This window comes from Streptomyces griseorubiginosus, assembly GCF_001514195.1.
In the GTDB taxonomy this organism is placed as follows: domain Bacteria; phylum Actinomycetota; class Actinomycetes; order Streptomycetales; family Streptomycetaceae; genus Streptomyces; species Streptomyces griseorubiginosus.
Genome location: NZ_KQ948737.1, coordinates 533,062 through 546,885, shown reverse-complemented (window position 1 = coordinate 546,885; position 13,824 = coordinate 533,062). Strand labels below are relative to the sequence as shown.

At 70.4% G+C, this 13,824-nt stretch carries 11 protein-coding genes; 4 read left to right on the top strand and 7 right to left on the bottom strand.

Going from position 1 to position 13,824, the window contains the following annotated elements:
• Positions 1-45 precede the first annotated feature (45 nt).
• Entirely contained in the window at positions 46-2,022 is a 1,977-nt protein-coding gene (locus AQJ54_RS20795) for a glycoside hydrolase family 127 protein (RefSeq protein WP_062239508.1), read from the bottom strand.
• Between the two features lie 253 nt (positions 2,023-2,275).
• Here AQJ54_RS20795 and AQJ54_RS20790 point away from each other — a divergent pair, with 253 nt between their 5' ends.
• A complete protein-coding gene (locus AQJ54_RS20790; RefSeq protein ID WP_062019973.1) occupies positions 2,276-3,295 on the top strand; it encodes a LacI family DNA-binding transcriptional regulator in 1,020 nt (339 codons plus the stop codon).
• A 93-nt stretch (positions 3,296-3,388) separates the two neighbouring features.
• Here AQJ54_RS20790 and AQJ54_RS20785 read toward each other — a convergent pair whose 3' ends face one another.
• From AQJ54_RS20785 to AQJ54_RS20775, 3 genes are all read right to left on the bottom strand, one after another.
• Complete coding sequence (locus AQJ54_RS20785; RefSeq protein WP_062239506.1) at positions 3,389-4,147, bottom strand: SDR family NAD(P)-dependent oxidoreductase; 759 nt, start codon at positions 4,145-4,147, stop codon at positions 3,389-3,391.
• Positions 4,148-4,384: 237 nt separating this feature from the next.
• Positions 4,385-6,433, bottom strand: coding sequence for a glycoside hydrolase (locus tag AQJ54_RS20780; RefSeq protein ID WP_062239504.1), 2,049 nt, complete (start codon positions 6,431-6,433; stop codon positions 4,385-4,387).
• A gap of 60 nt (positions 6,434-6,493) precedes the next feature.
• Positions 6,494-8,086, bottom strand: coding sequence for a glycoside hydrolase family 43 protein (locus AQJ54_RS20775; protein ID WP_211278567.1), 1,593 nt, complete (start codon positions 8,084-8,086; stop codon positions 6,494-6,496).
• A 379-nt stretch (positions 8,087-8,465) separates the two neighbouring features.
• Here AQJ54_RS20775 and AQJ54_RS20770 point away from each other — a divergent pair, with 379 nt between their 5' ends.
• A complete protein-coding gene (locus tag AQJ54_RS20770) occupies positions 8,466-10,115 on the top strand; it encodes a glycoside hydrolase family 27 protein (RefSeq protein WP_062019966.1) in 1,650 nt (549 codons plus the stop codon).
• Between the two features lie 54 nt (positions 10,116-10,169).
• A complete protein-coding gene (locus AQJ54_RS20765) occupies positions 10,170-11,441 on the top strand; it encodes a CE1 family esterase (RefSeq protein WP_062239501.1) in 1,272 nt (423 codons plus the stop codon).
• A 28-nt stretch (positions 11,442-11,469) separates the two neighbouring features.
• Here AQJ54_RS20765 and AQJ54_RS20760 read toward each other — a convergent pair whose 3' ends face one another.
• Both AQJ54_RS20760 and AQJ54_RS45715 read right to left on the bottom strand, forming a co-directional pair.
• A complete protein-coding gene (locus AQJ54_RS20760) occupies positions 11,470-11,838 on the bottom strand; it encodes a hypothetical protein (RefSeq protein ID WP_062240462.1) in 369 nt (122 codons plus the stop codon).
• A 37-nt stretch (positions 11,839-11,875) separates the two neighbouring features.
• Positions 11,876-12,049 carry a hypothetical protein gene (locus AQJ54_RS45715; protein WP_159055542.1) on the bottom strand — a complete coding sequence of 58 codons (174 nt, stop codon included), beginning with the start codon at positions 12,047-12,049 and terminating at the stop codon, positions 11,876-11,878.
• A gap of 55 nt (positions 12,050-12,104) precedes the next feature.
• On the opposite strand from AQJ54_RS45715, the gene AQJ54_RS20755 reads away from it, so the two are divergent.
• Positions 12,105-12,512 (top strand): NUDIX hydrolase, encoded by a 408-nt coding sequence (locus AQJ54_RS20755; protein WP_062019960.1) that lies wholly within the window; start codon positions 12,105-12,107, stop codon positions 12,510-12,512.
• Between the two features lie 25 nt (positions 12,513-12,537).
• On the opposite strand, the gene efeB is transcribed toward AQJ54_RS20755, so the two are convergent.
• A complete protein-coding gene (efeB, locus tag AQJ54_RS20750; RefSeq protein WP_062019958.1) occupies positions 12,538-13,818 on the bottom strand; it encodes an iron uptake transporter deferrochelatase/peroxidase subunit in 1,281 nt (426 codons plus the stop codon).
• Positions 13,819-13,824: the final 6 nt, after the last annotated feature.

Genomic DNA, 13,824 nt, shown 5'->3' with positions numbered 1-13,824 from the left:
GAAGCGGTGGGGCGCTGGAGCAGGAGGAGTTGAAGAGGAGAGGACTCAGGAGGTGGGCAGCCAGACGCGCATGCTGCCGTCCCGGCGGTTGGCCCACGCGTAGTAGGGGACCGCGGTCAGTTCGATGGGTGCGCCCGGCGGCGGTTCCTCGGCGTCCTCCGCGCTCCGGTAGGGCCACCAGCCCGTCTCCGGGAGGCGTCGGCGGTGTCCGGCGGCGATCACGGTGGTGACTCCGCCCAGCAGGTCCGGGCGGTGCTTCACGGCCAGCGGCCCCGTGGTGTCGATGACCATGTCGTCGAGGCCGCCACCCGGGTGGTCGACCTGCTCCAGGCAGTACACGAGCGGCCCGCGCTCGATCGCCACGCAGCCGCGCACGGCGTCCACACGCGGGTCGGCGGCGGTGAGCCGGGGCTCCATGCCGAGGTCCAGCACGACCTGGTCGCCAGGGGCCCACGTCCGCTCCAGACGCAGCCAACCGTCGGTCACGGGCGCGTCCGTGCGGTCGTACACCGTCTTGCCGACCCGCACCCGGAAGTCCCGGCACCACTGGGGGATGCGCAGCGAGAGCGTCCAGGGCCGGTCGGCCGGGCTCTCCTCGACGGTCAGGGCGATCGTGCCCTGCCAGGGGTAGTCGGTCTCGGCGCCGACCACGACGGGTGTCCCGCCGAGGTCACCGGAGTAGCGCCCGGTTGCGTACTGGTGGATCTGGAGCCCGTCGGCGTCGGCGGAGGCGAGGTAGTGCTCCAGGGAGGCCATCAGCCGCATCACGTTCGGCGGGCAGCACGCGCACCTGAACCAGCGGGTGCGGCGCGCCGACTGGTCGCCGCCGGGGTCGGTGTGTCCGTCGCGCACCTGGAGCGGATTGACGTACAGCCAGCGTTCGCCGTCCAGGGAGACCCCGGCGAGGAAGCCGTTGAACAGGGTGCGCTCGATCAGGTCGGAGTAGCGGGCGCTGCCCGTCAGCAGCGCCAGGCGCCAACTCCACTGGATCGAGGCGATGGCGGCGCAGGTCTCGCAGTACGCCCGCTCGTTGGGCAGCTCGTACGGGTCGCCGAAGTCCTCCTCGTCGTGATGGGCCCCGAGCCCTCCGGTGAGGTGGGTCTTGGCGGCGGTCATCGCCGTCCACAACCGCTCCGCGGCGGCCCGCAGTTCCTCGTCCCCGATCTCCGTCGCCAGATCGGTGGCCGCGGCCAGCAGGTACAACTGCCGTACGGCGTGCCCCTCGACGTCGGTCGCCTCGCGCAGCGGCACCCGGTCCTGGCAGTACGCCTCACCGCCCAGCAGGCCGTGTCCGAACCGGTCGACGAAGTAGCCGGCCAGTTCCAGGTAGCGCCGCTCGCCGGTCTCCCGGTACAGCTCCACGAGGGCGGTCTCGATCTCGGGGTGGCCGTCGATGCCGTCGATGGGCTTGCCGCTGTCCGGCGGTCCGAAGACCGAGTCGACGTGGTCGGCGAACTTGCGTGCCACGTCCAGGAGTTCGGCGCGGCCGGTGGTCCGGTGGTGGGCCACCGCGGCCTGGATCAGATGTCCGGCGCAGTACAGCTCGTGACTCCAGCGCAGCTCCTTGTACCGCTCGCCGCCCTTGCGGAGCTGGAACCACGTGTTGAGGTAGCCGTCGTCCTGCTGGGCCGCGGCCACAAGGGCGACGATGCGGTCGACGTCGGCGGCGAGCGCCTCGTCCTCGCCCTGACCGAGCTGCCAGGCGGCGGCCTCCAGCCACTTGTAGACGTCCGAGTCCACGAACGGGTAGGCACCCTGGAACTCGCCCTCGGCCGCGCCCGCGGCGAGCCGCAGGTTGTGCAGGTTGCCCGCCGACTCCAGCAGGTCGGGGCCCTGGGGGACGGAGGTGCGGGCGTTGACCTGGCGGCGCACGGCCCAGAAGCCGTCCCGCAGCTCCACGGCGACGGGCGTGAGTGTGGCGTGGGCCCCCGCGCCCGGACCGGGACGGACCGGACCCGTGGAGTCGTGTCCCGGACCGGGGAAGGCCGGGGACGAGGGCACGGTGGAATGTGGGCGGGGCATGGCTCTCCGGTCGGCTGGAGGGAGACGGGGGTGGGCGGAGGCACCGGGCTGGGGTGCGTTCCCGGAGCCGGACGGTGTTCGGCGGCTCCGACCCGATTGCGCAATCGTTTTTCTAGCCGAAACGTAGGAACGCGACCGACCTGAGTCAAGAGGTTCGGCACAGGGAATTTCCTGTGTGTCAGTAAGGCTGGTCAGCGCGGGCGATCGATGTCAGGATGAACGCTGCCTACGATGTCCAGGAAAAGGGTTGCGCGTGACCGCCGTTCCAGGTTCTCCCCCAACAGGGCGGGCGAAGCTCGCCGATGTCGCCAAGCTGGCCGGTGTGAGCGTCGGGACGGCTTCGAAGGCGCTGAGCGGCAGCGGCAGGATGCGGCCCGAGACCAGGCAGCGGGTGCTGGACGCGGTCGCGGCGCTCGACTTCCGGCCCAACCAGCACGCCCAGAGCCTGCACACGGGGCGCAGCTGGACCGTCGGACTGATGACCACCGACGGCATAGGCCGCTTCAGCACCCCGGTCCTGCTCGGCGCGGAGGACGCGCTCGGCGCCGGGAAGATCTCGGTGCTGCTGTGTGACACCCGCGGCGACGCCATCCGTGAGCAGCACCATCTGAGCAACCTCATGGACCGCCGGGTCGACGGCATCATCGTGACCGGCCGCCGTACCGACCCGCGCCCGCCCCTGAAGGGCATCGAACCGATCCCGACGGTGTACGCCCTCTCGCCGTCCACCGATCCGCAGGACATCTCCGTCGTCTCCGACGACCGCAGCGGAGCCCGGCTGGCCGTCGAGCACCTCATGGCGACCGGCCGCACCCGGATCGCGCACATCACCGGCCCGGCGCACCACGCGGCCGCCCAGGACCGCGCCCGCCACACCGCCGACCTCCTCGACCAGGCCTCGCTCCCGCTGTCCACCGGCCGCGTCCACTTCGGGGAGTGGAGCGAGGCGTGGGGGCGGCGGGCCGCCGAGGCCGTCCTGCGCACGGCACCCGACACCGACGCCTTCTTCTGCGGCAACGACCAGATCGCCCGGGGTGTCGCCGACACCCTGCGGGAGAAGGGCCTGGACGTGCCGGGCCAGGTGGCGATCGTGGGCTACGACAACTGGGACATCATGGCCCTGGCCAGCCGGCCGCCGTTGACGACGATCGACACCGACCTGGGCGAGATCGGCAGACAGGCCGCGCTGCGCCTGCTGGACGCCATCGGGGCCGAGCCGGAGCCCGGGCTGCACACGGTGCCGTGCCGGCTGGTGGTGCGGGAGTCGACCTGAGGGCCGAGGGGAAGTCCCCGTGGCGGAGGGGGCGAGACACGGGGCCCCGTTCGCGCCGGCTTCGGCCGCTCCCGCCGCCGGGCGGCGTCGTCCTCAGGCCCGGTCCACCGGCCGCAGCCGCAGCCCCTGCATGCCGCCGTCCACCGCGAGCGCGGTGCCGGTGACACTGCCCGCCGAGGGGCCGGCGAGGTAGAGGACGGCGGCCGCGACCTCGTCCGCGGTCACCAGACGCGCCAGCGGCTGGCGGGCGTTGAGCGCGGCGCGCTCGGCCTCGGGATCCTCGGCGCCGTCCAGCAGCCGGGACACCCAAGGGGTGTCGACGGTACCGGGGTTGACGCAGTTCACGCGGATGCCCTCACGGACGTGATCCGCGGCCATCGCCAGGGTCAGCGAGAGCACGGCGCCCTTGGTCGCCGAGTACAGCGCGCGCTGGGGGAGTCCGGCGGTCGCGGCGATGGAGCAGACGTTGACGACGGAGGCATGCGCGGACCGGCGCAGATGGGGCAGCGCGGCCCGGGTGACACGCACCATGCCGACGACGTTGACGTCGAGGACGTGGTGCCACTGCTCGTCCGTGTGGTCCTCGACGGTGCCGACGGCACCGATACCGGCATTGTTGACCAGGATGTCGAGGCCGCCCAGCCGTTCGGCGGCCGCGGCGACGGCAGCCCGTACGCCGGCGTCGTCACTCACGTCGGCGCGGATCCCGGTGAGCGGGCCGTGCACTCCGGAGGGATCGAGGTCGAGCACGGCGACATTCGCTCCGCGCTCGGCCAGTCGCTCCGCGACGGCCCGTCCGATGCCTGAGGCTCCGCCGGTGACGACGGCTCGCAGGCCGGTGAACTCGGTCATGCCGCCGCCTCGTTCTGTGGGTAACGAGCGTGCCCTTCGCTGGGGGCTGGGACCGCCGGGGTGTTTGCTCCCGGCGGTCCCAGGCGCGTGAGCCTCATCCGCGTCCCTTCTACGGCCGTGCCACTCCTCCGGCCAGCGGAGACGCATTGCTCGGATGAATGCCGTGGCTGTCGCTGACCATACGGCCGAGCGGAGCGATCGCGCAATATTCATCCGATGAATCATGTGCCAAGGGTGTCAGCAGGTCGAGTTGGTCTGGGTGAGCAGGCCCAGGCGCCAGGGCAGGCTGTTGTAGTCGCCGCCGGCGTTGGGGTCCTTGCCCTGGTACAGGTACTGGAGCTTGCAGGCCGGGATGGTGAGGGTCTGGTCGTAGCCCGCACGGATCATCTCGCCGTGACTGATGTCCCGGCTCCATGTACCGGACGGGAACGTCACGTTGGTGGACTTCGCGAACGGGTTGCTCTCGGACGCGGCCAGGGGTGACCACGACCCGGCGAGACTGCTCGACGTCCAGGAGCGGAAGTAGCGCCTGCCGTCCGAGGCGATCGCCTCGACCAGCAGCAGGTACTGGTTGCTGCCCTGCACCTTGTAGACGTTGCTCGCTTCGAACAGGGCGTACTTGGAGTCCTGGGCCGCGATGACGGTGTTGGTGAACCCGTTGGGGAACTGGCTCACGCTCGTCTGCGAGCGGTACAGATGGCCGTTGTCGTCCGAGGAGAACAGGTAGCAGTTGGCGCTGTCGCAGATCACCCACATGTCGACCCAGTAACCGTTGCCGATGTTCTGGCGGATGATGTCCGGCATCGAGGAGTAGAAGTTCTTGGGAGCGCTCCACCCGTTGGGGTTGCTGATGTCCGGGTTCGTCGAGTACGACGCGTTGCCGGTCTGGTAGACGAGGTACCACAGGCGCTGCGGGGCGTTGTAGAAGACCTGGGGCGCGGCCCGGTACCCGGTGCCGATGGCGGTGCGGTCCAGGTAGTGGTGGGTGGCCGAACCGGCCTGCGACCAGTCGGAGAAGCTCAGGTACACCAGGTTGTACCCGGCGGCGTTCGCGGTGCTCGCGAACACGTGGTACTTGCCGTTGTAGTACACGACCGACGGGTCCTTGATCCCCGCGATGTTGTGGGTCGCGTCCGGCTTCGGCGCGATCAGGGGGCCGCTCGAACTCCAGCGGTAGGAGGTGGGCAGCGCCGCGGCGGACCGGGGCGATACGGCGTCGGACCTGCCGACCGCGGCCCTGCTGCCCGCTGCACTGCGGACCGCCGCGCTGCCGCCCATCGCGGTGAGCGTCGACTGGTAGGCGGGCTTCTTGTTGCCGTTGCGGTCGAACAGCAGCGGGTTCTCACCACTGCGCCAGGAGTCGCTGTCGCGGATGCCCCACACCGTGATGCCGGTGCAGCGGGCCACGTTCATGCAGGCCCGGACCGTGTTGGCGTACGCGCTGGTCGGCGCCTGGGCGATGTCCAGTTCGGTGATCTGGACGTCCACACCGAGGGCGGCGAAGTTCGACAGGGTCGTCTGGAAGCTGGACGGCGGTCCGCCCGCCCCGAAGTGGGACTGGAGGCCGACGCAGTCGATGGGCACGCCGCGGGACTTGAAGTCGCGCACCATACGGTAGACGCCCTGGGTCTTGGCGTCGCTCCAGTTCTCGATGTTGTAGTCGTTGTAGCAGAGCTTGGCGGCGGGGTCGGCCGAGCGTGCGGTGCGGAAGGCCTCCTCGATGAAGCCGGTGCCGAGCACGTCGCGGAAGACCGAGCTGCGCATCTGGCCGCTGCCGCCGTCGGCGAAGGCCTCGTTGACCACGTCCCAGGCGTAGACCTTGCCCTTGTAGTGGTTCATGACCTGGGTGATGTGGTTGTTCATGACGCTGCGCAGGGTGCCTGCGTCCCTGATGGAGCTGACCCAGGACGGCAGTTGCTGGTGCCAGACCAGGGTGTGGCCGCGCAGGCGCTGTCCGCGGGACGCGGCCCGGTTCGCGATCTGGTCGCCGGGACCGAAGTTGAACTGGCCGCGGGAACGCTCGACGGTGTCCCACTTCATCTCGTTCTCGGGTGTCACCGCGTTGAACTCGCGGTCCAGGATGCCGGTGTACGTGCCGTCACCGAGCCGGCCCGCGGCCACGGCGGTCCCGAAGTACCGTCCGGACTGGGCTGCTTGGGCGCCCAGCGTGGAGGCGCGGACGCCGTCGGGTGCGGCGCTCGCAGCACCCGGCGTGACCAGGGCGGCCACGGCCAGCAGCGACAACACCGAGGCACGGCGACAGCCGAGCCGTTTCAGAGGGTTCATGCTTCTCCTCGTGCGGGTGGGTGGGGGGTTGGTTGTGCCGTGCGGTCCGCGGGACGGGGTTCAGGGCGTCGACAGCTCGAACCGTGGGATGCGGACCGCGCCGCCGAGCGCCTGGGTGGCGTGGTTGAAGAGGGCGAACCGGTAACCCATGAAGAAGCGCCAGTCGTTGCCCATGGAGAACGCGGGACCGAGCGGGGTGAAGCGAGTGCCGTCGGTGCTGTAGGAGAAGGTCCCGGGGCGGGCCGAGCCCGGTCGGATGTCGGCGGTCGCCCGCAGCCACACGGTGCCCGAGGGGGCGGCCGCGCTCGCGACCTCGGTACCGGTACCCGTCGTGTTCCAACTGCCGTCCATGGTGAGCCCGTTGACCATGACCACGCGGGCCGTGCCGCCGTCGCGCTTGACGCCGATCCACGCGGAGGAGTCACGGAGCAGGGCGAGGCCGGCGCGGTCGCCGTCGCGCATCCCCGAGTGGTCGAGCTGGACCGTGGCGGTGGAGGTGGGGCCCTGGATGCGGTGGGTGAGGGTGTTGCGGGCCCAGTACAGGTCGTTGGTGACGGTCGCGGTGCGCAGGGTGAGGCCGTTGCCAGTCGACCACTTGGTGTTGTCGGGGTTGTGGTTCCACTCCCACCTCGGTTTGAGGGCCGTGCCGTCGAAGGTGTCCACGCCGGTCATGGGGGTGACCTGGCGCGGCGGAGCGGGCACGGCAGGGGCGGGATACGACGTGCCCCAGGCGCCGTTGACCAGTTGGACGACGGGCCAGCCGTCCGAGGTCCACGTCACCGGTGCGAGCACCGGCACCCGACCGCCGGGGTAGGCGTCCACGAAGGCCATGTAGTACCAGGCGCCGCCCTGCGTCTGCACGAGCCCGCCCTGGTGCGGGACGCCACCGCCGGAGATCGGCCCCCGCAGGTCCAGCAGGACCTGTCGCATCGTGTACGGGCCGAAGGGACCGCCGGAGGACTTGAGGATGTACTGGCCGTTGGCCGGGCGGGTCAGGAAGATGTAGTACTGCCCGTTGATCTTGTAGAAGCGGGAGCCCTCCAGGGTGCCGACGCTCGACGGTGTGGTGAACACCTGCTGGGTGCGGACCTGGCTGCGGCCGTCGGGGGAGAGCTGGGCCACGCTGATGGTGGTGTTCCCGTACGCCACGTACAGGGTGTCGTCGGTGTCGACGAGCAGCCCCGCGTCGTAGTACGGGGTGCTGATCGTCGTCAGTCTGCTCCACGGCCCCTCGACGGCGGTCGCGGTGTACACGTACGTCCGGGCGAAGTCGATCTGGCCGAGCCAGTAGAAGGTCCGGTTGCTCGGCCGGTACGCCAGCGACGACGCCCAGATCCCCCGGACGTAGCCGCGCGCGCCGTTGAGGTCGTACTTGGCGCCGAAGTCGAGGACGGGCACCGAGTGTCCGGCGATCTCCCAGTTCACGAGGTCGTACGAACGCAGCACGGGGGCGCCCGGCGAGTAGTGCATCGTCGAGGCCGAGGCGTAGTAGGTGCTGCCGACGCGGATGACGTCGATGTCCGCGAAGTCCTGCCAGACGACCGGGTTGGTGTAGGCGGCGGCCGCGGCCGCGGGAGCCGGCCCTCGGGTGGGGGTCAGGAAAGCGCCGCCGGCCAGGCCGACGGCGGCGGTCAGTGCGCGGCGACGGTCCATGTATTGGCGAGACCATGACATATTCATGTGTCGTTCTCTCTGCGAGGGAGCGCGGTGGGGGTGGGCTGATCCTGCTCGTTCGAGAGTGCGAACACCGACTGGCGTGGTGAGCAACCAGGATGTTAAGGGGCCGACACATCCCGTCAATACCCCTCGCATGATTCGTTGTTCAGGGCGAAAGTTTTCGGAGATTCGCCGCCTTCGGATCGAGTTCGTCTCTTCCGAAGCTGTTGACATGTCCAGCTCGATCTCTAACATCCGTACGGCTGACCATCCGGAATCCGATCGAAATTTCGAACCGCCGACGGAGGTCCCCGCCATCGCACTGCCCGGACCCGTGCACGGGTCATCCGCTGTCTGCCCGCGAAAGGAGAGCACGGTGCCCCGACGATCACGTGGACGACTGCTCCGTGTCCTGGCCGCCGTCACGCTGGCCTTCGCCGCGTCCTCGACGGTCACCGCCCCCTCCACCGCCACGGCCGCCCCCGGCAGCCCCGCCCTCACCCCGCCCCTGGGCTGGAACAGCTGGAACAGCTTCGGCTGCGGGATCACCGAGGCGCAGGTCCGCCAGGCCGCCGACGCGATGGTGTCCTCGGGCATGCGGGACGCCGGCTACCGGTACGTCGTCGTCGACGACTGCTGGTTCGACCCGCAGCGCGACGCCTCGGGCAACCTGCGGGCCAACCCGACCAAGTTCCCCGGCGGCATGAAGGCGCTCGGCGACTACATCCACGGCAAGGGCCTGAAGTTCGGCATCTACGAGGTGCCGGGCGAGCGCACCTGCGCGCAGGGCACCGGCGCCTATCCCGGGTCGACGGGCAGCCAGGGCCACGAGGCCCAGGACGCCGCCACGTTCGCCTCGTGGGGCGTCGACTACCTCAAGTACGACTGGTGCTCCTCCAGCGGTACCCGCGACGAACAGGTCGCCCGGTTCACGGTGATGCGCGACGCCCTGCGGGCCACCGGACGGCCGATCGTCTACAGCATCAACCCCAACAGCTTCCACGCCATCACCGGCGCCACCTACAACTGGGGCGAGGTCGCCGACCTGTGGCGGACGACGGAGGACCTGCTCGACATCTGGCAGAACGGCAACACCAACAGCTACCCCATGGGCGTCGGCAACGTCCTGGACGTCACCGCCCCGCTGGCGGCGCAGTCCGGCCCGGGACACTGGAACGACCCCGACATGCTGGTGGTGGGCCGCCCCGGCCTGTCCCTGACGGAGTCCCGCGCGCACTTCGCCCTGTGGGCACTGATGGCCGCACCGCTCATGGCCGGCAACGACATCCGCACCATGTCCGCCGACGTGAGCGCGATCCTGCGCAACCCGCGGCTGCTGGCGGTGAACCAGGATCCGCTGGGCGCCGGCGGACGCAGGGTGCGTGACGACGGCAACGTCGAGATCTTCGCCAAGCCCCTCTCCGACGGCTCCGTCGCGGTGGGCCTGTTCAACCGGGGCGGCGCAACTGCCACCATCTCCACCACGGCCGCCCAAGTCGGGCTGTCGGGCGGCCCGTTCACCCTGACTGACCTGTGGACCGGCGGCACCTCCAGCAGCTCCGGGCAGATCTCGGCGAGCGTGCCCGCCCACGGCGTGGCCGCCTTCCGGGTGAGCGGCGGCAGCCAGGTGGCCGCCACCACCGCCCGACTGCGCGGCAACGCCTCCGGCCGCTGCGCCGACGTGGACAACGCCTCCACCGCGGCCGGGGCCACGGTGCTGCTCTGGGACTGCCACACCGCCGCCAACCAGCTGTGGACCACCTGGGCCGGCGGCGAGATCCGCGTCTACGGCGACAAGTGCCTGGACGCCTACAACCAGGGCACCACCGACGGCACCCGGGTCATCATCTGGACCTGCAACGGCCAGAACAACCAGAAATGGACCGTCGGTTCCGACGGCACGATCCGCAACGTCAACGCCGCCGGCCTGTGCCTCGACACCAGCGGCTCGGGCACCGCCAACGGCACCGCGCTCCTCCTGCGGACCTGCAACGGGCAGGCCGGCCAGAAGTGGAGCCGTGTCTGAGCCGTTTCGCGGACGCCGACCCCCAACACCCCTGACCGGAAAGGCAGATGCTCGATGCCCAGGTCAAGAACCCTGTTATGGCCCGCCATGGTCGCCGTGCTGGTCGTCCTGAGCCTCGCCGGCACGGCACTGGGCCGTGGCCAGGACACCAGCGCCCGGCCGGCAGCCGCCGTCGCCGCCGCCGCGAGCCCCGGCTGCGGCAAGACCCCCACCCTGACGAGCGGTACCTACACGATCCAGAGCGGCGGCAAGAACCGCACCTTCATCCTGAAGATCCCGGACGGCTACGACCGCGACCACGCCTACCGGCTGGTCTTCGGATTCCACTGGCTCGGCGGCACCTCCACGGACGTCGCCACGGGCCGCACGGTAGAGACGGGAACCTGGGCCTACTACGGCCTCCAGCGACTGGCCGGCAACAGCACGATCTTCGTCGCACCCCAGGGCCTCAACAACGGCTGGGCCAACTCAGGCGGCGAGGACGTCGCTTTCGTCGACGACATGATCCGCCGCATCGAGTCCGACCTGTGCGTCGACACCACCCAGCGCTTCGCGCTCGGCTTCAGCTACGGCGCCGCCATGTCGTACGCCCTCGCGTGTGCGCGTGCGACGGTCTTCCGGGCGGTCGCGGTGCAGAGCGGTGGACAGCTGAGCGGATGTGACGGCGGCACCCAGCCCATCGCCTACCTCGGCGTGCACGGGCTCAGGGACAACGTCCTCGGCATCGCGGGCGGGCGGACCCTGCGCGACCGGTTCGTCAGGAACAACGGCTGCACCCCGCAGAACCCGCCCGAACCCGCCCAGGGCAGCCTCACCCACCGGGTCACCACCTACGCGGGCTGCTCGGCCGGGCACCCGGTCGCCTGGGCCGCCTTCGACGAGGGCCACATCGCCGCCCCGCAGGACGGGGCTCCGGGCGACAGCGGCAGGACCTGGGTGCCGGGCGAGGTGTGGAAGTTCTTCACCCAGTTCCAGAGCTCCGAACCGCCGCCGCCGGGAACCGCCGGCTGCCGCGTCACCGACACCGTCAGCGCGTGGAACAACGGCCTGACCTCGAACATCACCATCACCAACACCGGGCCCACGGCCGTCGACGGCTGGTCACTCCTCTTCACCCTGCCGGCCGGCCAGGTCATCACCTCCGGCTGGAACGCGGACTACTCACCCACCTCCGGACAGGTGACAGCCAGAAACCTCGCCCACAACGCCGTCATCGCACCCGGCGCCTCGACCACCATCGGCTTCCAGGCCACCCACACCGGGGTCACGGCGGCGCCGACGTCCTTCACCCTCAACGGCACCAGCTGCGCTGTCGGGGGGAGTTGACCGGCCGGGTGCCGGCACCCACCTTCGTCTATTCATCGAGGTATCGATATTCCTGGCCGGCAGCCCGGATCCTGACCGTCCCGTCGCGGACCTGCCACTCGCTCATGCCGTCGACCTCGTGACTGACGAGGAAGAGGCCGGTGACCAGGTCGTTGTCGTCGTCCGAGGCCGGGATCCGGGCCACGCTCCGCAGTCGTTCCAGGAACCAGTCGAGGGACTGGGCCCGCATATGGGCACCGAAGAAGACCCAGTTGACGTAGTTGTACTGCCGGGGAGGAAAGGCCCAGCCCCCGCTGTACGTCTCCTCCGGATCGTCCCCCTGAACGATCTCCTTGACCTGGGCGAGCTGCTCGTCATCACACTCCAGCCAGCCTCTGACCCCTACGAAGACACCCACGGCGATCGGGCTCCCTTGCATTCCTTGTGTGTTCGCTTCAAGACCTGAGGGCCGAAGTCCCCGGTACCGGCAGGTCCAGAGCACGGCACAGGGCGGCGGTGACAGGGGTGGCGTGATCGCCCAGGCACAGGGCGGCCCGAGCGGTGACGAGACGAAGGAAGCCGAGCAGGTCGCGCTCCGCGTAGACGATCACCCGGGAAGTCTGTGGCACGTCTGCTCCCGCCGCACCGCAATTACCTGGCCGGAGGGTGGGGTAGTTTCCGGGCGTGCGAGACAAAGACGTCGTTCCGGAGAAGGTGGCCTGGGTCCTGGTGCGGGACGGGCGGGTGCTCGTGACGCGCAACCACGGGGTGGACCTCTTCTACTTCCCCGGTGGGAAGCGGGAGCCGGGGGAGTCCGACGCAGAGACCCTGGTGCGCGAGATCGAGGAGGAACTCCGGTCCCAGGTCGATCCCGCCACCATGACGCACGTGGGCACCTTCGAGACGCTCAGGGAGCATGACGGTAGGCCCGAGTTCCGGATGATCTGCTACACCGCCGAGCACGCCGGCCCGCTGCTTCCCTCCCGGGAGGTCGCCGAGTCGGACTGGTTCGGCTACGGCGACCGTGCGCGGGTCTCGGCTGTGGACCAGCTGGTGTTCGACGCGCTGCACGCCTCCGGCCGACTCGACTGAGACCGGCCGGCCGGAACGCGCCGGTTCAGGTCGCGAGCAGTCCGCGGCCCAGCCAGTCCTTCGCGTCCCGCACACCAGGCAGGGCGAAGAAGTAGCCCCCGCCGGTGGGGGAGATGTAGTCGACGAGCGGCTCGTCGATCAGCCGGGTCTGCGTGGCCTCGAACTGCCGCTGCACGTCCTGCTGGTAGCAGCAGAACACCAGCCCCATGTCGAGGTTGCCGACGGAGTCGATCCCACGGTCGTAGTTGTAGCCGCGCCGCAGGATGCGGGAGCCGTCCGTGCGGGCGGTACGGGGATTCGCGAGCCGGATGTGCGCGTCGAGCGGGATCGCCTCGCCCTTGGGATCCTTGGCGTAGTTCGGGATGTCGGTCTCCTTGGCGCCGTCCAGCGGGGCGCCGGTGTCCTTGCGCCGGCCGAACATCAGCTCCTGCTCGCTGAGCGAGACCCGGTCCCAGAACTCCACCAGCATGCGGATGATCCGGATCACCTGGTAGCTGCCGCCCGACGCCCAGGCGGGCTCCCCGTCACCGTCGCCGACCCAGACGAGCCGGTTGGTCTCACGGGCCGAGTGGACGTCCGGATTGGCGATCCCGTCCTTGAAGCCGAGCAGATTGCGCTGGGCGCCGGTGGGCCGGGGCGCGTTCTGGAAACCGTCGATGCGCCACTTGATCTGCATGGCCCCACGGGTGTGCTTGGCGATGTCCCGCACCGCGTGCAGCACGGTGTCCTGGCGGTCCGCACAGATCTGGAGCGACAGGTCCCCGTGGCACTCGGCGGCCCGGAGGTTGTCGTTGGGGAACGTACGCATCGGGGTCAGGCGGCGCGGCCGGGCCTTGGCGAGGCCGTAGCGGTCGTCGAACAGGGACGCGCCGACACCGACCGTCACGGTCAGGCCGTCGGCGGGGACGGTCGGACCGAGGATGCCGTTGTCCGAGGGCGGGGCGCCGACGCCGAGGTCGGCCGGGGTGCCGCCGGAGGTGAGGAAACGGGCCCGGGCGGTGATCGTGCGCAGCAGGTCGGCGAGTTCGTCACGGCTGCCGGCGATCACGTCGAACGACACGAAGGTGGCCGCGGCCGGCGCGGGCGTGACGATCCCGGCCTGGTGGGCGCCGTGGAAGGGGACCGCGGGGGAGTTCTCCGTCTGCTCGGCGGCCTGCGCGGTGCCGCCGCTCCCGGCGAGGGCGAGTCCGCCGCCGGCGAGCGCCGCACCGGCGGCTCCGGCGCCGAGGGCCGTCTTCACGAAGGAACGGCGGCCGGCACCGGCGGGGCAACCACCCTGCGGGGCGGGGGATTCGGCGGACGGCATGGAGGC